21 protein-coding genes are annotated in these 20,110 nt (G+C 36.9%); 9 read left to right on the forward strand and 12 right to left on the reverse strand.

The window, feature by feature from the left end; genetic code table 11:
* Positions 1 to 179: 179 nt before the first annotated feature.
* The 6 genes from K2F26_RS18425 to K2F26_RS18450 form a co-directional block, all read right to left on the reverse strand.
* On the reverse strand, positions 180 to 467 hold the full coding sequence (locus K2F26_RS18425) for a hypothetical protein (protein WP_220608956.1): 288 nt from the start codon (positions 465 to 467) through the stop codon (positions 180 to 182).
* Between the two features lie 29 nt (positions 468 to 496).
* Positions 497 to 766, reverse strand: a complete 270-nt coding sequence (locus K2F26_RS18430; RefSeq protein WP_194055415.1) for a colicin E5-related ribonuclease — start codon at positions 764 to 766, stop codon at positions 497 to 499.
* 126 nt (positions 767 to 892) lie between these two features.
* A complete protein-coding gene (gene phnE / locus K2F26_RS18435) occupies positions 893 to 1,687 on the reverse strand; it encodes a phosphonate ABC transporter, permease protein PhnE (protein ID WP_220608957.1) in 795 nt (264 codons plus the stop codon).
* Positions 1,688 to 1,874: 187 nt separating this feature from the next.
* The gene (locus tag K2F26_RS18440) at positions 1,875 to 2,606 is read right to left on the reverse strand and encodes a phosphonate ABC transporter ATP-binding protein (RefSeq protein WP_220608958.1); all 732 of its coding nucleotides are present in this window, start codon (positions 2,604 to 2,606) and stop codon (positions 1,875 to 1,877) included.
* A gap of 79 nt (positions 2,607 to 2,685) precedes the next feature.
* Positions 2,686 to 3,663 (reverse strand): phosphate/phosphite/phosphonate ABC transporter substrate-binding protein, encoded by a 978-nt coding sequence (locus K2F26_RS18445; RefSeq protein WP_220611942.1) that lies wholly within the window; start codon positions 3,661 to 3,663, stop codon positions 2,686 to 2,688.
* A gap of 372 nt (positions 3,664 to 4,035) precedes the next feature.
* Entirely contained in the window at positions 4,036 to 4,821 is a 786-nt protein-coding gene (locus K2F26_RS18450) for an Rpn family recombination-promoting nuclease/putative transposase (RefSeq protein ID WP_220611943.1), read from the reverse strand.
* A gap of 51 nt (positions 4,822 to 4,872) precedes the next feature.
* On the opposite strand from K2F26_RS18450, the gene K2F26_RS18455 reads away from it, so the two are divergent.
* Entirely contained in the window at positions 4,873 to 5,136 is a 264-nt protein-coding gene (locus K2F26_RS18455; RefSeq protein ID WP_220608959.1) for a type II toxin-antitoxin system Phd/YefM family antitoxin, read from the forward strand.
* Between the two features lie 71 nt (positions 5,137 to 5,207).
* Here the strand turns inward: K2F26_RS18455 and metH are convergent, their stop codons facing one another.
* Positions 5,208 to 8,729 carry a methionine synthase gene (gene metH / locus K2F26_RS18460; protein ID WP_220608960.1) on the reverse strand — a complete coding sequence of 1,174 codons (3,522 nt, stop codon included), beginning with the start codon at positions 8,727 to 8,729 and terminating at the stop codon, positions 5,208 to 5,210.
* Positions 8,730 to 8,827: 98 nt separating this feature from the next.
* Here metH and K2F26_RS18465 point away from each other — a divergent pair, with 98 nt between their 5' ends.
* The 3 genes from K2F26_RS18465 to K2F26_RS18475 all read left to right on the forward strand — a co-directional run bounded on the left by K2F26_RS18465 (position 8,828) and on the right by K2F26_RS18475 (position 11,509).
* A complete protein-coding gene (locus K2F26_RS18465; RefSeq protein WP_220608961.1) occupies positions 8,828 to 9,265 on the forward strand; it encodes a type II toxin-antitoxin system Phd/YefM family antitoxin in 438 nt (145 codons plus the stop codon).
* Positions 9,266 to 9,476: 211 nt separating this feature from the next.
* A complete protein-coding gene (locus tag K2F26_RS18470) occupies positions 9,477 to 10,376 on the forward strand; it encodes an N-acetylmuramoyl-L-alanine amidase (RefSeq protein ID WP_220608962.1) in 900 nt (299 codons plus the stop codon).
* A 251-nt stretch (positions 10,377 to 10,627) separates the two neighbouring features.
* Positions 10,628 to 11,509: an Rpn family recombination-promoting nuclease/putative transposase gene (locus K2F26_RS18475; protein ID WP_220608963.1), complete on the forward strand. Its 882-nt coding sequence runs from the start codon at positions 10,628 to 10,630 to the stop codon at positions 11,507 to 11,509.
* Positions 11,510 to 11,687: 178 nt separating this feature from the next.
* Here K2F26_RS18475 and ribBA read toward each other — a convergent pair whose 3' ends face one another.
* On the reverse strand, positions 11,688 to 13,361 hold the full coding sequence (ribBA, locus tag K2F26_RS18480; RefSeq protein ID WP_220608964.1) for a bifunctional 3,4-dihydroxy-2-butanone-4-phosphate synthase/GTP cyclohydrolase II: 1,674 nt from the start codon (positions 13,359 to 13,361) through the stop codon (positions 11,688 to 11,690).
* Positions 13,362 to 13,692: 331 nt separating this feature from the next.
* On the opposite strand from ribBA, the gene K2F26_RS18485 reads away from it, so the two are divergent.
* Entirely contained in the window at positions 13,693 to 13,965 is a 273-nt protein-coding gene (locus K2F26_RS18485; RefSeq protein WP_220608965.1) for an AbrB/MazE/SpoVT family DNA-binding domain-containing protein, read from the forward strand.
* 122 nt (positions 13,966 to 14,087) lie between these two features.
* Here the strand turns inward: K2F26_RS18485 and K2F26_RS18490 are convergent, their stop codons facing one another.
* Positions 14,088 to 14,639 carry a hypothetical protein gene (locus K2F26_RS18490; RefSeq protein ID WP_220608966.1) on the reverse strand — a complete coding sequence of 184 codons (552 nt, stop codon included), beginning with the start codon at positions 14,637 to 14,639 and terminating at the stop codon, positions 14,088 to 14,090.
* Positions 14,640 to 15,149: 510 nt separating this feature from the next.
* Between K2F26_RS18490 and argC the strand changes: the two genes are divergently transcribed.
* The 3 genes from argC (at position 15,150) to K2F26_RS18505 (ending at position 17,021) form a co-directional block, all read left to right on the forward strand.
* The gene (gene argC / locus K2F26_RS18495; RefSeq protein WP_220608967.1) at positions 15,150 to 16,208 is read left to right on the forward strand and encodes an N-acetyl-gamma-glutamyl-phosphate reductase; all 1,059 of its coding nucleotides are present in this window, start codon (positions 15,150 to 15,152) and stop codon (positions 16,206 to 16,208) included.
* 164 nt (positions 16,209 to 16,372) lie between these two features.
* On the forward strand, positions 16,373 to 16,717 hold the full coding sequence (locus K2F26_RS18500; RefSeq protein WP_220608968.1) for a type II toxin-antitoxin system RelE/ParE family toxin: 345 nt from the start codon (positions 16,373 to 16,375) through the stop codon (positions 16,715 to 16,717).
* Complete coding sequence (locus K2F26_RS18505; protein ID WP_194055452.1) at positions 16,689 to 17,021, forward strand: transcriptional regulator; 333 nt, start codon at positions 16,689 to 16,691, stop codon at positions 17,019 to 17,021. The genes K2F26_RS18500 and K2F26_RS18505 overlap by 29 nt, the downstream gene beginning before the upstream one ends.
* A 129-nt stretch (positions 17,022 to 17,150) precedes the next feature.
* On the opposite strand, the gene eno is transcribed toward K2F26_RS18505, so the two are convergent.
* Positions 17,151 to 18,440 (reverse strand): phosphopyruvate hydratase, encoded by a 1,290-nt coding sequence (eno, locus tag K2F26_RS18510; protein ID WP_220608969.1) that lies wholly within the window; start codon positions 18,438 to 18,440, stop codon positions 17,151 to 17,153.
* Between the two features lie 736 nt (positions 18,441 to 19,176).
* On the opposite strand from eno, the gene K2F26_RS18515 reads away from it, so the two are divergent.
* A complete protein-coding gene (locus K2F26_RS18515; RefSeq protein ID WP_220608970.1) occupies positions 19,177 to 19,482 on the forward strand; it encodes a DUF433 domain-containing protein in 306 nt (101 codons plus the stop codon).
* Here the strand turns inward: K2F26_RS18515 and K2F26_RS18520 are convergent.
* Complete coding sequence (locus tag K2F26_RS18520; RefSeq protein WP_220608971.1) at positions 19,475 to 19,765, reverse strand: type II toxin-antitoxin system RelE/ParE family toxin; 291 nt, start codon at positions 19,763 to 19,765, stop codon at positions 19,475 to 19,477. The two genes, K2F26_RS18515 and K2F26_RS18520, sit on opposite strands and share 8 nt — an antisense overlap.
* A gap of 5 nt (positions 19,766 to 19,770) precedes the next feature.
* The gene (locus K2F26_RS18525) at positions 19,771 to 20,055 is read right to left on the reverse strand and encodes a hypothetical protein (protein ID WP_194055465.1); all 285 of its coding nucleotides are present in this window, start codon (positions 20,053 to 20,055) and stop codon (positions 19,771 to 19,773) included.
* Positions 20,056 to 20,110 lie beyond the last annotated feature (55 nt).

Here is a 20,110-nt window from a genome sequence, read left to right on the forward strand (position 1 = left end):
TGAGTTGCTTATTTATTGTTATTATAACATAATTATACAACATTCACTATCAACAAATAACTAAACAATTACATCCTGTACATCCTCAAATCCTGGACATCATCTCGACTTACTTCGACTTCGCTCAGTACAAGTCGCTCGATAACCACCTGATTCTGACAAAATACTTTTCAATCTTATTACTCATCTAAAACAAAAGAAACAAAAGCAGTTCTTTCAGGTAAATTTTGACTAATAAACTTTTTAGCTATAGACACACTCTCTTGAGGATCATCAATTTCACTTAAATCTAATGAACCGGGATCTTCAGCAATTTGATTATCAACATAACACCATAAATTTACACCTAATATTAAAATTTCCCTTTCGGCAATTTCTTTAATAAACTCAAGTGCATTAGGAGGAGATAATAGTAACTCTCCAGCTTTAATAATTCCCGTTGCTTGATATTTGTCAATTAACTTCATATTTTTTACTCCTATTTCATTGATACTGTTTAGTATTGTTTTTCAATCCATTTAGGATCATTAATATCACTGACTTGAACTACATCACCTGTAATATCATTGCAGACTATATATGCACCATCACTACGGTAATATACAGTAGCAGGATCATCTTTCCTTGTACCATCTATATTATATCGTCTATCTCTTGTGTGTTCAGTTTTGGCAGGATTTAAGTAAACTAATTCAAGCATTTCTTCAGTCCACCCTCTTTTACTCATTTGTTTTTTGATTTTTGCCCCAATATTTAATTTTTGCATATAATTTACTGGGAATACCAACGGAGTAAACACCATCTCAATGCTACTAGACAATTAGTAGATTCTCATGGGTACTGGGTTTGTTTTTACAAAATTGGGATGCTCCCTTAATTTTCACCTTAATTTTTACATTGAATCCAAATAACGCCGTAATTTACTACTAATAACATCAATTACTGTTACTACTACCAATAGCACTAACATCATGGTTGTAGCTTTGTTGTATTCAAAACCATCTATATAACTTTTTAACTGAAAACCTATTCCTCCTGCACCAACTACACCGAGTACGGAAGCAGCACGGATATTGTACTCAAACATCCACAAAGTATAGCCTAATCCCAAGGGTAAAACTTGGGGTATTATTCCATATTGAACTACTTGAATTCTTGATGCACCAATTACCTGTAAAGATTCTAAAGAACGAGCATCTACAGCTTCAATAGCTTGTTGATAAAATTTAGCCAGATAACCAACTGTGTAAATGGATAAGGCTAAAGTTCCTGCGGGTGCGCCTAAACCGGTAGCTGCTACAAATATTAAACCGAGAATAATTGAGGGAACAGAACGCACTGCATTTTGCAGTAAATTTGCTAACCAACGTAACCACAAGGGAGCGATATTATTAGCACTGGCGATCGCAATTGGTAAGGAAATAACAGCACCAATAGAAGTTCCCCATAAGGACATTTGCACGGTTTCAATTAATCCTTTAATTGCTATATCTACCACTTTCCAATCTGGTGGAAATAAGCGACTAATAAAATCTATAATATAAGGCCAGCTATCTTTTAATAGTGCAGAGTCTACTTTTAAACCTTGCAAAGCCCAAATATAAGCTACTACCATTACTAATACAATCACTATATTAATTAGCCAAGAGTAATGGTGAAGAAATTTAGAATTAAAGGATTTTTTCATTTTTTCGCAAGACCCGTAATTTTGATTTGAGAATATAAAAATAAAATCAATAATAATGTAAGTTGCTAATTGGGCAATTTGTCAGAATCAGGATGTCCAGGATTTAAGGATTTATAGGATTAAAACAAAAATTTTATCAGCAAAAATGAAACATTAATTATAAATTTATTGGGGTGAATCTAGATTTTTACACACTTATAACATGAGAAAATTTTTCTTGCAAGTTATCACATTTTCCGTCATAAACTACACGACCCGCATCTAAAACTATAGCTCTGTGGGCGTATTCTGCGGCTATGCCTAAATCATGTAATACTGTGATAATAGTTAAGCCTTGATCTGTGTTGAGGTGAGATAAAGTTTGCATTACTTGTTGGGATGCAACTACATCTAAACCGGTGATAGGTTCATCAGCTAAAAGTATTTGTGGTGATTGAATTAAAGCACGGGCGATCGCCACTCTTTGTTGTTGTCCACCGCTTAGTTGACCCGTTTTTTGATATGTTTTATCCCTTAAACCTAATTGTCCTAATAATTCTTGGGCAAGAATGCGATCGCGTTTAGGAAAACCAAATAAAGTTTGTCTAGTTGTTCTCACACTCAAACGACCACACAAAACATTTTCAATAGCTGATAATTGCCGAATTAAACCTCCACCTTGAAACAACATTCCAATTTCCTGGCGAATTTTCGGCAATGTTTGAGGAGTAATTTGTAAACCACTAATGTGAATTTCTCCTTTTTCCAATGGTACTAAACCTACCAGCGATCGCAACAAAGTAGACTTACCCGCACCATTCAAACCCAACAAAACCACAAATTCACCTTGTGCAATTTCAAGATTAATATTGTTGAGGATGGGACGATTTAAAGATGCAGTATAAGCCGTTTCTAAATTATGACATTCAATCTGTTTCACGCTGGTTATTGGTAATTGGTAATTGGATAGAAAGAGAAATTTTGATAGGGGTTGAGCATTATGCTTTACCCCTAATTAATTATGGTTCCATTCCTAAAGTTTTCAGGGCTTCACGGACAGGTTTGAGATGACGATTATGATCTACTCTCACCAACTCTGTAGAATTATACAAGCTCCTGAGCATTTCGTTATTTTCTGGTCTATTTAACTTGAGAAGAGCATTAATGATTTTTTCTCGAACATTTGCTCGAACATCATCATCAAAAACAACTCCGTGAGCAGGAACACCAGAAATTTTATACAAAATGCGTAACTTAGCCCGATCTTCATTGGAGATATAAGGGGGGTACATGGCATATTCTGATACTACAGCCACATCCGCTTGACCACGCACTACAGCTTCTAAAGCTTTACTGTAATTACCGCCGTAGGCAATTTGACCAAAGAACCGTTCCATACGGTCTTTATCAGGTACAAAACCATTTTTCACCAACTCAGTAACAGGGAACATAAACCCAGAACCGGAGGTAGGAGATGTAAAGGCCATTCTTTTACCCCGCAGTTGTTCCAGAGTGGCTTTAGCAGTATTTCTGGTTTGCAGAGGGCTATTTTTGGGAACAACAAATATGGAGTTGTAAGTATATCTACCGGAATAATTTTCACGAACCTCAGCCAAGTGCAAGCGAGCATTGGCTAATTTTTCAGCCTTCAAAGCTGGACGACTACTCAAGAAAGCCACATCAGCGCGGTTTGCTCGCAAAGCTTCCACCGCAGCTGTATCATCAGCTAACTGCGCTTTGACAGTCATTCCCAATTCTTTAGACAAAAATTTAGCTACCTTGTCCGCCTGATCTTGCAAGTTAGGTGCATCCTTACGAGTAGGAAAAACTATTGTTAAGGTTTTGGGATTTCTTTGAGCAAGTAAGCGTGGTGCTTGTTGGTTGAGATTCGGGTTAGCTACTCCTACTTGCATTCCCCCCAAGGTGCTGAAAACTAAACCTGTGAGGGCTGCAAATGCCCCACTAGCAGCTAATAATCCCTTTTTAGTCACACTCACTTTATTGCTATTCATTAGTAAGTTTTCTCAGTATTTTTGCAAATAACTTTCAACTAATTCGGTAAATCAATTTAAAACTTTTAGGAATAAAAGTCAATAAGCTAGATGAAAATTATTTCCAATATTTATTTGCAAAATTTACTAAATTAAGTTTTATCGTAATTGTGTGTAAATCATTGTGTTTAATATTGTTTAAATAAATGTCATTAAATTACGACAAGTTATAAAATATGGAATATTTATGGAATATTTAACGACTCCAGGCACGGATAACACAGAAAATTTATTGGTAAAACTGAATAAATCTGTGATGATGAAACAATTAAATTAAAAGTTGTAAGGTGGGTTACGTTCCTAACCCACCATTAATATTTAACCCTCTGCAATATTTTGATTATTTAACCAAATAACCAAATCATTAACACTGGTAAAATCCAACAAAGCTAAACCTAAATTTTCCAAATCTTCCATAGATAACTTATTGATTTTTACCTGTAATTCTTGATTAATTCCACCTAGACGACGTTCTAACTGACGCATTACCAGATTTAATTCTGATTCATAACGCACATCTTGATAATATCTGGTGTTTTTTAAATCACTCATAGTAAACATTCTTGCTATCTCCTGGGGACTAAGAAGGGGTAATTTATAGGAAACAATAGTCTGAATTAAATCTAGCAAATTTCTTTGCTGACGGGGATCAGGTAAATCTGATTTTGCTTGTGATAATAAAGTTCTCGCTAAAGCTGGAACTGCTTTTTCTTTTTCCACCACTAACTTCATGATACCTAATCCCAAGGATGTTTGTACATCTACCCATTCATCCAAATAGAAACGAGTTACCAAAGGACTTTCTAATAAATAGCGATAGGGTTCTATCTCTGTGGGTTCTATACTACGTTTAGCAAATAAAACCACAGCTTGCCAGGGTGTAGTAGAAGCATAGAGATGTAAATAAAGAAAGATTTCCGAAAAAAAGCGAGAATAAAAATCCTCATCTCTTTGAAATTGCACCTCTACAAAATAAATCGTTCTTTTTGGTTTATTATCTTTGGGTACAAATACACCATCAATTCTAAATGCTGTTTGTTTGAGTTCTACTGAGGCAAAATCATAAGCATTTGCTTCACTAGGAGGTAAATCATATTTTGAAATTAACTTGAATTAGTGATATAATGACATACGGGAATTATTGACAACCAAAATATGTTAAAATACCTAACAATTACAGAAGCACAAGAGCAACTTTTAAATTTACCAGATGATTTACAAGAAGAACCAATAATCATCACTAAACATGGTCAACCGGTAATGGCGGCTATTAGTTTTGAACAATATGAATCTTTGCTAGAAACATTAGCAATTTTATCTGATCAAGAATTTAGTCAGCAATTACAAGAAAGTATAGCTCAAGCAGACAGGGGAGAAACTATTAGTTGGAATGATGCAAAACTCAAACTCGGACTTTGATAAATGTCTTTGCTCGAAACTCAAAAAAATATAAACTCCCCCTCCATCAAAAAACGAAGGGGGATAAAAACCTAAGCAGTGAAATACTTAGCTACAGAATGATAAGCAATAATTGCCGTCGTAGACTGTTCAGGATATAACTGTTCACTTTCATCCATGTACATCTTAATCCTGTCAGTACCCAACAACTCCAACTGCTTAAACTGATCCTGAATATTCGGACAAGCAGGATAGCCAAAACTATACCGAGAACCTTGATAACGCTGCGCCAAAATATCCCGAATATTATCCGGTTCAGCATCACCAAAACCCAATTCCCTGCGGATTCTCGCGTGAGTCCATTCCGCCAAAGCTTCCGCAACCTGCACCGCCATACCATGAAAATACAGATAATCAGTGTATTGATTATCAGCAAATAACTTTTGTGCAAACTCCGTAGCCACTTCCCCCACAGTCACCGCTTGCATCGGGAAAACATCAATTATTCCCGACTCCTTCGGTGCAAAGAAATCTGCAATGCAATATCTTCTTCCAGAACGCTGACGGGGAAACTCAAAACTGGCAATTTGTTGAGATTGATTTTCCACATTATATATATGTAGAGAATTTCCCTCAGACTGACAAGGAAAATACCCATAAATCACTTGAGGATGCAACAAATTCTCCTCAATAATTCGAGCTTTCCAACTTTCCAAAATTGGATAAACCTTCTCACTTAAAAACCCTTGATATTCCTCCTTAGATTGTTCCTTGGGCTTGCGAAATTGCCATTGTCCAGCCACCAAAGCTTGCAAATCTAAATACCAGAATAATTCCTCTAAAGAAATATCACCAGGTTGTAATAATTGCGTTCCCCAAAAAGGAGGAGTAGGACGTTCAATATTTATGTCTACAGCTTCAGAACGTCTAGTATCAATCTCTCTGGGTTCAACAGCAACCTTCACAGATTTAGATACTTTTTCTGTAACTTCATGGGTAGATTCTTCACTTCCTACCTCATCCAAAAACCCCTTTAAATCATCCCAATTTCCGGCGGCTTTTGCTGGCATTAACTTATCCATAAAAGTCAAATCAGAAAAAGCATCCTTGCCATAAACAACCTTACCCTTATAAGTATTTTGGCAATCTTCATTCACGAACTTAGGAGTTAACGCCGCACCACCTAAAATTACCGGAACAGTAATTCCCTTTTCATTGAAAACCTGTAAATTCTCCTTCATGAAAGCGGTAGATTTTACTAACAAACCACTCATGGCAATACAATCAGGTTTATGTTCTTCATAAGCCTGAATGATATTTTCCACTGGTTGTTTAATCCCTAAATTAATCACCTTATAACCATTATTTGATAAGATGATATCAACCAAGTTTTTACCAATATCATGGACATCACCTTTTACAGTGGCAATTACAAAAGTTCCCTTAGCATTATTCCCAGCTTCCGATTTTTCCATGAACGGTTCTAAATAAGCAACCGCCGCTTTCATGGTTTCTGCTGATTGTAATACAAAAGGTAGCTGCATTTGTCCAGAACCGAACAATTCACCCACAACTTTCATTCCATCTAAAAGAAAAGTATTGATGATTTCCAAAGGTGGATATTGTTCTAAAGCTGTAGCTAATTGTTTTTCTAAACCAATTCTTTCACCGTCAATAATATGACGTTTCAAACGTTCTTCAATTGGTAGACTTTCATCAACGCCTGTATTACGTTTGGTTTTGACTCCTGCAAAAATTGTTGTCAATTCTCCCAAAGGATCATAAACGCAAACATCACCTTCAAATTTACGTTCATCATAGATTAATTGCCGACAAACTTCTTGATGTTGGGGTTCAATTTTCGCCAAGGGTAAAATTTTACTCGCGCTAACAATTGCTGCATCCATGCCAGCATTCATGGCTTCGTGTAAAAACATTGAGTTTAACACCATCCGCGCTGCTGGATTTAAACCAAAGGATATATTAGATACACCCAAAATTACATGACAACCAGGTAATTCTTGACGAATGCGGCGAATTGACTCTATAGTAGCTTTTCCGTTTTCTCGGTCTTCTTCAATCCCTGTAGAAATTGGTAAAGCTAACGTATCAAAGAATATTTCTGTTGCAGGTATACCATATTCTACGGCTTGCCGGTAAGCACGCTGGGCAATTTGAAACTTCTTATTTGCTGTCCGTGCCATGCCATCTTCATCAATTGTACCAATGACGACACCAGCACCATACTGTTTCGCCAGTTCCAAAACCTTTAAAAATCGGGGTTCGCCGTCTTCATAGTTGGTGGAATTGAGTAAACACTTACCTCCTGCTACTTTTAAACCCGCTTCCATTTTTTCCCATTCGGTGGAATCGAGCATTAAAGGCAGAGTAACATTATTAACAATGCGAGAAACTAACTCGTGCATATCACGCACGCCATCCCGTCCCACATAGTCAACGTTGACATCTAAAATGTGAGCGCCTTCTTTAACCTGACTTCTGGCCATAGACACCAAACCATCCCAGTCTTCAGCGTTCAGTAAGTCACGGCATTTTTTAGAACCACTGGCGTTAAGTCTTTCACCCACGATCAAGAAAGAATTATCTTGATCATAGTTTTGAGTGGTATAAATTGAAGCTGCTGCTGGTTCTAAACTTGGTTGTCTAACTTTTGGTTTTAAATCTTTGGCAATTTCCGCTAATTGTTGAATGTGTGCTGGTCTTGTCCCACAGCAACCCCCAATCACTTGGACACCCAAATCTTCAACAAAGTGCATTAACGCCATCCGTAATTCTACAGGTGTAAGTTTGTAATGTGCTTGACCACCAACATTTTCCGGTAAACCCGCATTGGGAATACAGGAAACTACGAAAGGAGAATGTTCTGATAAATACTTGATGTGTGGTTTCATCAAGTCTGGACCAGTGGCACAGTTTAAACCGAGAATATCAATGGGGTATGGTTCTAAAATAGTTAAAACGGCAGCAATTTCCGTACCTACCAACATTGTCCCCATGCTTTCCATTGTCACGGAAACCATTAACGGTTTTCTTTCGCCTTTTTTAGCAAAAGTTTCTTCAACTCCGTTTAATGCGGCTTTAATTTGCAGAACATCTTGGCAAGTTTCAACGATGAATAAATCCACACCACCATCAAACAAAGCTTCTGCTTGTTCAGCAAAAGCAGCTTTCATGGTATCAAAATCAATATGTCCTAAAGTGGGAAGTTTGGTAGTCGGACCCATTGAACCGGCGACAAAGCGGGGTTTTTCCGGGGTAGAAAATTCCGCAGCCACACTTTTAGCTAGTTCTGCGGCTTTTTTACTGAGATAATAGGCTTGATCTGCGAGGTCGTATTCTGCTAATACAATGGAAGTACCACCAAAGGTATCAGTTTCAATCACATCCGCACCCGCAGCGAGGAAATCACGGTGAACTTTAGCAACTGCTTCCGGTTTAGTATGTACCAAGTATTCATTACAACCTTCATACTGTGCGCCGCCGAAGTCCTCAGCAGTGAGGTTTTGGGTTTGCAGGTTAGTTCCCATTGCACCATCAAAGACGATGACAGGAAGTTCTGGACTATGTAAGCGTTGGAGAAATGAATGTGTCATATTTTATGAAAGAAAATTGTGTGTAGTCTGATAAGATGCAACCTAATTTACTATTTTCCAAGATTTTGATGTTTTAGGCAGGGTTTACAGAAAAGAATATGTTAAAAAATCAAGAAGCAGGTTTTATCCGCTTACAAACAGATGTATTTAGGGTTAAATTATTGGCAACCATCAATGATCTAATGTTGGAGAAACAGCGCATCGTCTTGGTAAAAGGGGAGGAAGATGTGGCTGCTATTATTCCAGTTGATGAATTTGAACGTCTGGAATGGATCAGCTATGATATCAAATATGGACAATTTATGATAGATGAAGAATATAATTATGATGATGAGTGTGGCATACCATGTATTAATATCAAGGAATTAGAATGGAATTTTGATCACATACTTGAGCGGGTAATATGCAATAATGAAACCTTTGGGTTAACTTTTCCTACAGCTTCTTTTGAAGATGATCTTGAGAATTTCCTCCCAGGGGCAATTTTGATGAATATTCATAAATTTTGGATTCCAGATTATTGGCTGATTAAGTGAAAATTAAGTTAAATTTAATTTATCATCAGCTTTCAGCCGTCAGCCGTCAGCTATGTACCTGGAATATTGAAATACACAGAAATAGATTTCAATAAAATTCCTGAAATTAAAACTTATGAATCCTTGCTACTACTGCTATTAGCTGATTACTGATTACTGATAGCTAAATACTTACCTTTAATCAAATTAGTTGATCAAACATTTATAATTTATGAGATTTAGAGACTGGGCGACTAGAGTAATACTAATTTTTCTGATGCTGGCAACTTTGATTTTAGCTCTTTTTATTGGTGGTGCAAGAAAACAGCCACATAATACAGAAATATCAAATCCAAATCCTATTGTTTGGAATCAATATCCACAAGCTTTATATCAATCAGAAAAAACAGCAGAAAAACCGCCAATCACTTTACCTAAGTTACCAATTTTATCTAAGTCTTTTGTTGAGAGAAAACCAAAAAATCAAGTTATTACTCAATACATAAATACTGCTGCTTTTGCTGAATATAAACCTAATTTAGCTGCTGCTAAAGTGCATCCTAGTAATTATGGTGAAAGATTTACTCATGATGTTAATGGTGTACCTGTAAATAATCAACCGCTGATTGTTTTACATGAAACGACTAATTCTGCTGCTAGTGCAGTGAACTTTTTTCAAAAAAATAATGTTGATGAAAATGTCCAAGCTAGTTATCATGCTTTAATTACTCTGGATGGGACTGTTATTTATTTAGTACCACCTGATAAAAGGGCTTTTGGTGCTGGTAATTCAGTTTTTAAAGCTGCTAATGGTGTGGAGGAAACTGTACAAACTAATCCTACTTTAGCGCCTTCTGTGAATAATTTTGCTTATCATGTTTCTTTAGAAACTCCTCCTGATGCTTGGGGAAAAAGAAATATTCAAGGACATAGCGGTTATACTGAAGTTCAATATAATTCTTTAGCTTGGTTAATTGCTCAAAGTCAAGTTCCTGATGAGAGAATTACTACTCATCGTGATGTTGATATTGCTAATGGTAAGGTTGATCCTTTAAGTTTTGATTTTGAGAAGTTTTTTAATAAGTTGCATTCTTTTAGAGAGTTGAGGAGTTTTAATAATGCGAAAAGGTAATACAGGAGGAGTCAGGAGTCATTAGGGGGTTTAGCAGTGAAACCCATCACCCGACTGGGAATTAATTCCCAGTCTAATAGCAAAAGTCATCTAAAGATGATTGAAAATAACTATAAATTTATATATATGATATATCTTACTTTAGTAAACTTTGATTATTAGCCATCTGTAGCCTAAAATGACTCGCAAAATCTAATTCATGCTGAATCATGTATTTGATATCCTGAATTCTTTCATAATGAGAATACTTTATGCGTCGAGATACTATCTTTTATAAATTGTTTCAACAATATCCTACATTATTGTTTGAACTATTGACAAATCCACCGGAAAATGCAGATGCTTACAGATTTGATTCGGTAGCTGTCAAAGAACCTAAATTTGAAATAGATGGGGTATTTTTACCACCAGAAAATGATATTCCTGGGGTTGTATATTTCTGTGAAGTGCAGTTCCAAAAAGATGAAAAACTTTATGAAAGGGTATTTGCGGAATCTTTACTATATTTCTACCGGAACTGTGATAGATTTAGTGATTGGCAAGCAGTGATTATTTATCCATCTCGCAGCACAGAACAAAGTAAAATTTATCCCCATCGGGGTTTGCTTAACAGTGAGCAGGTGCATCGAGTATATTTGGATGAATTAGATGATATTCGTCAGTTACCTCTATGGGTTGCACTGATGGTATTAACTACGCTGGAAGAAGAACAAGCAGCAGAAGCAGCAAGGTATTTATTAACAAGAACCCGTGAAGAAGTTACTCAACCATCAAGTCGCGTCATAATAGAAATGATCACGACAATTATGGTGTACAAGTTTGAACAACTAAGCAGAGTTGAGGTAGAGTCTATGCTGGGAATAACGCTCAAGGAAACTAGAGTTTACCAAGAAATTAAGGAAGAAGGAAGAGAAGAAGGAAGGGAGGAAGGAAGAGAGGAAGGAAGGGAAGAGGCAACTATTGATCTGATTATTCGACTATTAACCAAGCGATTTGGCGAAATATCTGAGAAAACGCGCTCTTCAATTTCTAGTTTGCCTTTATCTGTGCTTGAAGATTTAAGCGAAGCATTTTTAGATTTTACTAGCTTAGATGATTTGCAAAGTTGGTTAGAACCGCGAATAAACAAATAGCTCTAGAACACCGATTCATTAATCGTAAGGGCGAAGCATTCGGGTCATAACCTATCGCTGACACCATTGATATTCTGTCCGAATGCTTCGCCCCTACAAGGTAAAAACAGATTACCTAGCATTACTGAATCGACGCTCTAGCTATTAAACCAGAGCTATTGTGAGGATACAACCAATTTTACTTACTAAAACTATAAATCTGTTGTGTCTCCAAGCGATCGCCTAACGACGAAGGTTTAATTTCTGTCCCAAAAACCTGCCGATCTAACTGTACTTGTAAATTACTCAGAGGATCACTACCAGCAGAAATCAGAAATTCTAACTTATGCACATAGGGTAAATCTAGTAAATTATCCAAAATCTGCCCTATTGCTTGCAAGTAAGGATGTCCTTTTTGTTGATACCAATTAGCATCAGCAATATTTGGCTGATCAAATCCCAAATGCACAGTTAATGATGGTTGATCAAATAAAGCAATTCCTAAAGGTCGCGCTTCTTCCTGTAACAGTAAATGATTATTTTTTGCTAAATGCCGTATTTTCTCTAACCGTTCATAACGCTTTGTAATTGACTCTGGTTCATCTTCCCAGTGTAATGCTACTGTCACCAGATAAGTTTGTAACAACATATGTCCTAACTTTTTGGCTTTTGTCGCTAGGTAACGGGAATTAAAATCATTAGATTCTATCAGCAACGGTACACGATCTACAACTTCTAAACCATAACCCTTGACACCCGCAATTTTACGGGGATTATTAGTAATCAGGCGAATTTTTTTAACGCCTAAATCCATGAGAATTTGCGCCCCCATACCATAATCACGCAAATCCGCCGGAAAACCTAAACGCTCATTTGCTTCTACCGTATCCAGTCCCATATCCTGCAAAGAATAGGCTTTTAGCTTGTTAATCAAACCTATACCCCTTCCTTCTTGACGCAGGTAAACAACGACACCTTGACCAGCATTTTCAATCATTTTTAATGCGGCTTTTAACTGCATTCGGCAATCACAGCGCAAAGACCCCAAAGCATCACCGGTTAAACATTCTGAGTGCATCCGCACCATCACAGGTTCATCACCGAAATTTGCCGGATCACCCTTGACAATTGCCACATGATCTGTATTATCCAAGGTGTGACGGTAGCCGTAAATATTAAATTGTCCAAACTGGGTAGGTAATTTAGTAACGATTTCTCGATAAATCAGGCGATCATTTTGCAGACGATAACTAATTAAATCCGCAATACTGATAATTTTTAGTTTATGGACCTTGGCATATTCAACTAGCTGTTGTAATCGTGCCATTGAACCATCAGGATTTTGAATTTCACAAATCACCCCAGCCGGATATAATCCAGCTAGTCGCGCTAAATCAACAGCCGCTTCTGTGTGTCCTGCACGTTTCAGCACACCCCCAGCTTTAGCCCGAATGGGGAAAATATGTCCAGGACGGCGCAAATCTTCGGGTTTTGTGGCAGGGTTGAGAGTTACCTGAATGGTACGCGCTCGATCTTCAGCAGAGATCCCCGTACTGACTCCTAAATGGGGACCTGCATCAATGCTGACGGTAAAGGCGGTTTGGTTGGTGTCTGTGATGTTAGTAACCATTAATGGTAAGTCTAATTCATCCAGGCGATCGCCCGTCATCGCTAAACAGATCAAACCCCTAGCTTCCACCGCCATAAAATTAATCATATCCGGGGTGGCAAACTGAGCAGCACAAATCAGATCACCTTCATTTTCGCGGTTTTCATCATCTACCACCACAATAGAACGACCGGCTTTAAGGTCAGCTAAAGCGGCATCAATAGAATCAAATTTAAAGGTTTGGTTATTATTGGACTGTGACACAGGAAATTCTAGCTACCAACGTAAATTTTTTTAACAATTTCTTATTTTAGATTGTAGCCTGTTTATCGAAACTAGAGATTCTGTACAATGATTTCTGTCCATTCAGTCTGACAATGGCAACCATGTAAATAATATTACAAGTAATACAGAAATTTAGAACAATCAAGCGAGTTTGTTTTTGTTTTGGTTTACAGCTATGATTTATCACATCAAAGTAATATAATAAAGAATGAGTAATTATAGGATTTAAAAATATAGAAAAAGCTGAGATGTTTTAGACTTTAGAGTTTTGCTAAAATTTAAACAGCTATAAACAAGGGAATATCAAGATATGACACTTGCTAATTCATCAATTCTTCAACACTATACAGTTGATATTGAACCAGAAGGACGGTTAACTTTACCCCAAGAAATCCAAGAAATGCTTAATTTAGAATCTGGAGATAGATTAATTTTAACTCTTGAAGACAATGGTAAACTTCAATTAATCAGTCTCAAACAACAAGTTAAAAAATTAAGAGGTTTATTAAAAGATAAATCACCTGATAGGAATTTGGTAGATGAACTTATTCAGGAACGTAGACAGGAGTCTTTAAGTGAATAAATCTGTGTTAGATGCTTCTGGTTTTTGATCTATCACTATTCATAAAATGCGGAACTTCTCCCAAATTTCCGAAGAGATTTCATAACCGTTTGAATAGATTTTAAAACCAAGATGATTTTCACTCATCCTAATATTTTTCTCATCCTTTCCATTGCTTTCAGTGTCGAATCTGACATATTCTTTTCTCTTTTCATTAAATATTTTGTTCTAGTTAATTGTATTTCTTCAATGAATCCATCAGCAATTGACAATCCTAATTTATCTAAAAGTAAATATCTTTTCTCAATATCATGTTCGTTGTAATCCTTACCATAATAATACATATCTGTAGCAGTTACTTCCCATCCACTGTCACCTAGTCCTATTAATGCTTCAACTGTGTTGTTAAGAGAATGAAACTCTTCTTCTTTTCCTGAATTAAGAGTAATTATAGTTATAGAATAACCTATTAATTGATTAGTGTTATCATCATATACATGGACAATATCATGGTGGTAGTTTATTTCTTTTACTATACTCGGAACCTTAAAAATTAACAAATTAGCTGAATTGTATATCCTCTTAATAAAACCATACTCATCTTCATCAAATTTTTGTAATTCTCCATCTATTGTTATATGTGATGGTGCAGAAATAACATTTTCAAATAAACAACAATATTCCCAATACTTCATAATACATCAGTCCTTTAGTTTAATTCCTTAACCACTATTTGTTTATATTCCCCAACTTCAAAAGGACGGTGCGCTGGTAGTTCTCCTGGGCGTTACCAAATGAACCATTAACAGTCCTTTATGAATTGCTGGATGTATCAGATTTTATATTAAATGATAATTCTATCTAAGTCCAGTTGTAAAGATTTTTCCTGATTATTTTTTGTTTAGTTTATTTACTAAATAGAAAAGTACCGCAATAAAACTTCAGTAAATACCACAATATTTATAATAAAGTTAAGTGGCTACCACAATTGAGTTAAACTAAAAAGCGAGAAAATACACAAAAAATTGCTTACACCACACTGCACTATCAAGCTGCAAGGGTGTTTTACCTCCTGCCTCCTGCCTTCTCCAAAAGACAATATTTGCTATACAATGCAGCGAAAGTTCAATTATCACCAATTGGCTAACAACCTGATTGATGATAGCTATATTAGATTAACCAAAAGCGGATAAGGATTTCATAACATGGGTAATTTAAGGCGCGTACCAGTAGGCATTGTTGGCGCGTCAGGTTATGGCGGAGTGCAACTTGTCAGACTCCTGATGGATCATCCAGAAGTAGAAATAGTATATTTAGGTGGCGAAAGCAGCGCCGGGAAAACATTTGCGGATCTTTATCCCCACTTGGGGAGTGTAGTTAACCTCAAAATTGAAGCGGTAGATCCAGAACTGATAGCTAGTAGATGTGAAGTAGTATTTCTCTCTTTACCCAACGGTTTAGCCTGTGACATCGCTCCTAAACTTATAGAAAAAGGCTGTAAAGTATTAGATTTGAGTGCTGATTATCGTTTCAGCGACTTAAAAACTTATACAACTTGGTATGGAACAGAAAGAAGCGATCGCCCTATTGCCGAAACAGCAGTTTATGGTTTACCAGAATTATACCGCGATCGCATTGCCGAAACTAATCTCATCGGTTGTCCTGGTTGTTATCCCACAGCCAGTTTACTCGCACTTGCCCCACTTTTAAAACAAGGTTTAATAGTTCCCGAAACAGCTATCATTGATGCTAAATCTGGAACTTCTGGAGGAGGAAGACAAGGTAAAATTAATTTGTTGTTAGCGGAAGCAGATAACTCCCTAGCAGCGTATAACGTCGCCCGTCACCGTCACACCCCAGAAATTGAGCAAATTTGCAGTGATTTAGCTGGACACGAAGTTACAGTCCAATTTACACCTCATTTAATCCCAATGGTGAGGGGAATATTAGCCACAGTTTACGCCACCCTCAGAGATCCCGGTTTAGTACGTGATGATTTAATTACAATTTACACTGCATTTTACCGTAATTCCCCTTGGGTGAAAATTTGTAATAGTGGTACATATCCCCAAACTAAATGGGCTTGTGGGAGTAACTCCTGTTACATAGGTATAGAAGTTGACCCCCGAACCAGAAGAGTGATCGTCATGTCAGCCATTGACAACCTGATCAAAGGACAAGCAGGCCAAGCCATACAATGTATGAACATCATGATGGGTTGGGATGAAACCTTGGGTTTACCCAAAGTTGGGTTTTATCCATAAGAAGGGAACAGGGAACAGGGAACAGGGAACAGGGAACAGGGAACAGAAGGGATAACCCAACATTTATCAAGTTTTGTTGGGTTTCACTTTGTACCGACTAATGTAATTTTAATCCAGAGCAATATCGCCTTATTCTTAAACTGTTAATCCACTATCATAAAATAATGGAAGCACAAGCCAGGGAGATTAAAAACTACCTGAAAATTGATGGCAAAAGTCCTTTTGAAGATTGGTATTATTCTCTACGAGATAGGAAAGCAAGACAAAAAATTCAATTAAGACTAGATCGCGTTAAACTAGGTAATCTGGGAGATTATCGTTCAGTAGGAGCAGGTGTATTTGAATTTAAAATTGATTATTGTCCAGGATATCGAGTTTATTTTGGACAGTTAGGAACAACAATTGTACTTCTTCTCTGTGGTGGAGATAAAAGCACCCAAGAACAAGATATTGCTAAAGCTAAGGAGTATTGGTTAGACTATGAAAAACGTGAAAATACCAACCAGTAGAAACTATCAGGAATTTCTCATTGAATCTCTGAAAAACTCTGAAGAAGCTGCAAGTTATCTAGAAATAGTTTTAGAAGCAGGAAGTGATGAACCATTACTACTGCAAAATGCCATATCTAATATAGTAGAAGCTTATGCTAAAATGAATCATATTTCTGATTCAACTAAACAGCAATATGAGAAACTTCAGAACATCCTTAAACAAAGCAATTGTGCCGAAATTTATGCTTTCCTAGAATTACTAAATACAATAGGTTTTCAAATTTCTATCACACCTAAATCAAATTCATCTTATCAGTCTTAAAATCTTCTTTAGTTGAGGCAGGGAACAGATAACAGGTAACAGGTAACAGGAGGCAGGAAGCAAAATTTAATATTCTTCCCCTGCTTCCCCTGCTTTCTTCACTGTCACCTGTAACCTGTAACCTGTAACCTATTTGGGTCCTAAACCAACTTTACCTGCATAAATAGCGCGATCGCCTAATTCATCTTCAATTCTCAGTAAACGATTGTATTTAGCTACCCGTTCACTCCGACACAGAGAACCGGTTTTAATTTGTCCTGCGCGAGTAGCGACAGCTAAGTCTGCAATGGTTGTATCTTCCGTTTCACCGGAACGATGGCTAATAACTGAGCGGAAACCGTTGCGAGTTGCTAAATCAATGGTTTCCAAAGTTTCAGTTAGAGAACCGATTTGATTTAACTTAATCAAAATCGAGTTACTGGCTTTTTGTTCGATGCCTTTTTGTAAGCGGGTGGCGTTAGTTACAAATAAATCATCACCAACTAACTGCACCTTAGAACCGACTTTCTGAGTTAATAACTGCCAGTTAGCCCAATCTTCCTCATGTAAACCATCTTCAATGGAAACAATGGGATATTGATCCACCAACTGCCCTAAATAATCAATAAACTCCACAGGGCTATGGGGTTTACCATCATAAACATATTGCCCATTTTTGTAGAACTCACTAGCAGCCACATCTAAAGCTAAAGCCACTTGTTCACCGGGTTTGTAACCAGCTTTTTCAATCGCTGCTACCAGCAATTCTAACGCCACTTGGTTAGATTCTAAATTAGGTGCAAAACCACCTTCGTCACCCACACCAGTTAGCAAACCCTTACCATCCAAAACTTTGCTGAGAGTGGCAAAAACTTCCGCACCCCAACGCAAAGCTTCTTTAAAAGAAGGCGCACCGATGGGAACAATCATAAACTCTTGAAAGTCTACATTATTGGCAGCGTGCGCTCCACCGTTGATCACGTTCATCAAAGGTACAGGAAGCAAGTTTGCTAAAGGTCCACCCAAGTAGCGATACAGGGGAATATCTAATGCTGCTGCACCTGCTTTAGCTGCTGCTAAGGAAATTCCTAAAATAGCATTCGCGCCTAAATTAGCTTTGTTAGGAGAACCATCTGTAGCAATCATGGTTCTGTCTAACAGTTCTTGGTTGAGGGCATCCAACCCTAATAATTTCGGTGCTAATATCTCATTGGCATTTTTTACCGCCTTGAGGACTCCTTTACCACCATAACGACTTTTATCGTCATCCCGCAGTTCGTGAGCTTCAAATGTACCTGTAGAAGCACCGCTAGGAACTTGCGCTAATCCCATCGCACCCCCAGCTAGATGTACTTCTGCTTCTAGGGTAGGTCTACCCCGTGAGTCGAGGATTTCGCGGGCTACAATAGCTTCAATGGCGGTGTCTAGATATTTGGTCATTCCTGCTTTCTCCTTGTGTTTGATGGTTAAGACTTTCCAGTTTAGTCCTAAACCAATCGTTAGTTTATGCGTTTTTAACGGAAAATTGGGTGAGATTAAAGAAGATTTCCATTGATGCGGGAGTTTGATGTGTAAGGTTGATTTTTGGTAAGTATGCAAATATTAGTAATCAGCTTTTATCTATAATAAGACTCAGTTAATAATAAGGATGCAGATTTCTGTCAATTTATATAAGTGTTAATAATGTTAACTCTCTATTTCTGGAAAAAATAAAATAATCTTATTGTTTCGCAAGAAATTGATTGAAAATACATAACTATCAAAAATCTTGCCTTTATATTTTCTTAATATTTAATTGAGAATTATTTTTATTTACTAACGGTATTGCAATATTTTCAGCCTTCTGGTATGATTTAAGAGAATTTGTAAGTCGCCTTATTGTGCCTATTTTCAAGACAGGGTTTTAAGCAGCAAATTGAAAACCCTCACTGGTAAGAGTTTCCGAACACACAAAAATAAGAACCTGCAAAAAAGCCAGTGATTTATCAAAAATTCCTGACATGAGATTCAACTATTTTGAGGCTGTTATTTGCAGGTTAGGAGTTATGGGGATTGACAAACAAGATGGAATATGGTATGTGAGTAGCGTTAGGAAGATGAAGGTTTAAATGCGATCGCTACATCTGCTATCTGGATATTTTTAGATATAATATATTAAAAAATAAACTGATAATTTATGACAGCAGTAATTACTAATCATATTGAAATAACGCCAGGTATATGTGGTGGTAAACCTCGTATTGCTGGACATCGAATTAAAGTACAAAATATCGTCATTTGGTATGAACGGATGGGAATGTCACCAGATGAAATCGTCTATCATTATCCTAGTATTACCTTAGCTGATGTTCATGCAGCATTGGCTTATTATTATGATCATCTGGAAGAAATTAGAAAAGATATAGAAGATGACGAAGCATTTGCTAGGGAGATGAAAGCACAAACTCCTTCTTTAGTTCAGCAGAAACTATTGACTAAATAGGTCTATTCTCTCGGCCATGATATATACGTAAAATAATCACATCATCCTCAAGAATAACGTAGTGAATTATAAAGCCATACTTACCAAAAGAAACTACAAGTTTTCGTAATCCTGCTATTTCATCTACAATCGCACCACGACGCGGATTTTGTTGTAGACTTCCACCTGAAGAAACAATTGTTTGTACGGCGCGGGCTGCTGCATCAGCATTATTAATTGCTATAAAATCGTAATGACGATTTAAGTCATTAATAGCAGTTTCAGTCCAAACTATCTCTGACATTAGTTCTATTGTTTAATTATTAAACTATTTGCCCATTGCTGGACTTGTTCATGTTTGACTCCTGAAGCTGTACGCAGGTAGGTTTCTAAGGCAGATTTGCTTTGTTCAATCATGTCTTTTTCACTAAGAGGCTGAAAATTTAATTCTGTATCTATCTGACCATACTCAAGGGATTCTGTTACTGAAATTTGTTCTTCTTTAGCTAATTCTGTGGCTAAAAATTGAATGGCTTTGATTTTTTCTTGATGAGATAATTTTTGCAGTGAGGGTAAAATTTCTGTTAATGTCATAGAAATTAGGGGTAAAGCTATTTATATTATACTGTTATCTCAGTCTGTTTTCTAT

The organism is Sphaerospermopsis torques-reginae ITEP-024 (genome assembly GCF_019598945.1).
GTDB lineage: Bacteria > Cyanobacteriota > Cyanobacteriia > Cyanobacteriales > Nostocaceae > Sphaerospermopsis.

What these genes read in the sequence shown, in the direction of transcription:
- K2F26_RS18485 (WP_220608965.1), top strand. Translation starts at nt 13,693, where the DNA reads ATGACACTTGCTAATTCATCAATTCTTCAACACTATACAGTTGATATT.
- K2F26_RS18470 (WP_220608962.1), top strand. Translation starts at nt 9,477, where the DNA reads ATGAGATTTAGAGACTGGGCGACTAGAGTAATACTAATTTTTCTGATG.
- K2F26_RS18430 (WP_194055415.1), bottom strand. Translation starts at nt 766, where the DNA reads ATGCAAAAATTAAATATTGGGGCAAAAATCAAAAAACAAATGAGTAAA.
- K2F26_RS18525 (WP_194055465.1), bottom strand. Translation starts at nt 20,055, where the DNA reads ATGACATTAACAGAAATTTTACCCTCACTGCAAAAATTATCTCATCAA.
- eno (WP_220608969.1), bottom strand. Translation starts at nt 18,440, where the DNA reads ATGACCAAATATCTAGACACCGCCATTGAAGCTATTGTAGCCCGCGAA.
- metH (WP_220608960.1), bottom strand. Translation starts at nt 8,729, where the DNA reads ATGACACATTCATTTCTCCAACGCTTACATAGTCCAGAACTTCCTGTC.
- K2F26_RS18475 (WP_220608963.1), top strand. Translation starts at nt 10,628, where the DNA reads ATGCGTCGAGATACTATCTTTTATAAATTGTTTCAACAATATCCTACA.
- K2F26_RS18520 (WP_220608971.1), bottom strand. Translation starts at nt 19,765, where the DNA reads ATGTCAGAGATAGTTTGGACTGAAACTGCTATTAATGACTTAAATCGT.
- K2F26_RS18490 (WP_220608966.1), bottom strand. Translation starts at nt 14,639, where the DNA reads ATGAAGTATTGGGAATATTGTTGTTTATTTGAAAATGTTATTTCTGCA.
- K2F26_RS18425 (WP_220608956.1), bottom strand. Translation starts at nt 467, where the DNA reads ATGAAGTTAATTGACAAATATCAAGCAACGGGAATTATTAAAGCTGGA.
- K2F26_RS18455 (WP_220608959.1), top strand. Translation starts at nt 4,873, where the DNA reads ATGTTAAAATACCTAACAATTACAGAAGCACAAGAGCAACTTTTAAAT.
- K2F26_RS18505 (WP_194055452.1), top strand. Translation starts at nt 16,689, where the DNA reads ATGAAAAACGTGAAAATACCAACCAGTAGAAACTATCAGGAATTTCTC.
- phnE (WP_220608957.1), bottom strand. Translation starts at nt 1,687, where the DNA reads ATGAAAAAATCCTTTAATTCTAAATTTCTTCACCATTACTCTTGGCTA.
- K2F26_RS18515 (WP_220608970.1), top strand. Translation starts at nt 19,177, where the DNA reads ATGACAGCAGTAATTACTAATCATATTGAAATAACGCCAGGTATATGT.
- K2F26_RS18500 (WP_220608968.1), top strand. Translation starts at nt 16,373, where the DNA reads ATGGAAGCACAAGCCAGGGAGATTAAAAACTACCTGAAAATTGATGGC.
- K2F26_RS18465 (WP_220608961.1), top strand. Translation starts at nt 8,828, where the DNA reads ATGTTAAAAAATCAAGAAGCAGGTTTTATCCGCTTACAAACAGATGTA.
- argC (WP_220608967.1), top strand. Translation starts at nt 15,150, where the DNA reads ATGGGTAATTTAAGGCGCGTACCAGTAGGCATTGTTGGCGCGTCAGGT.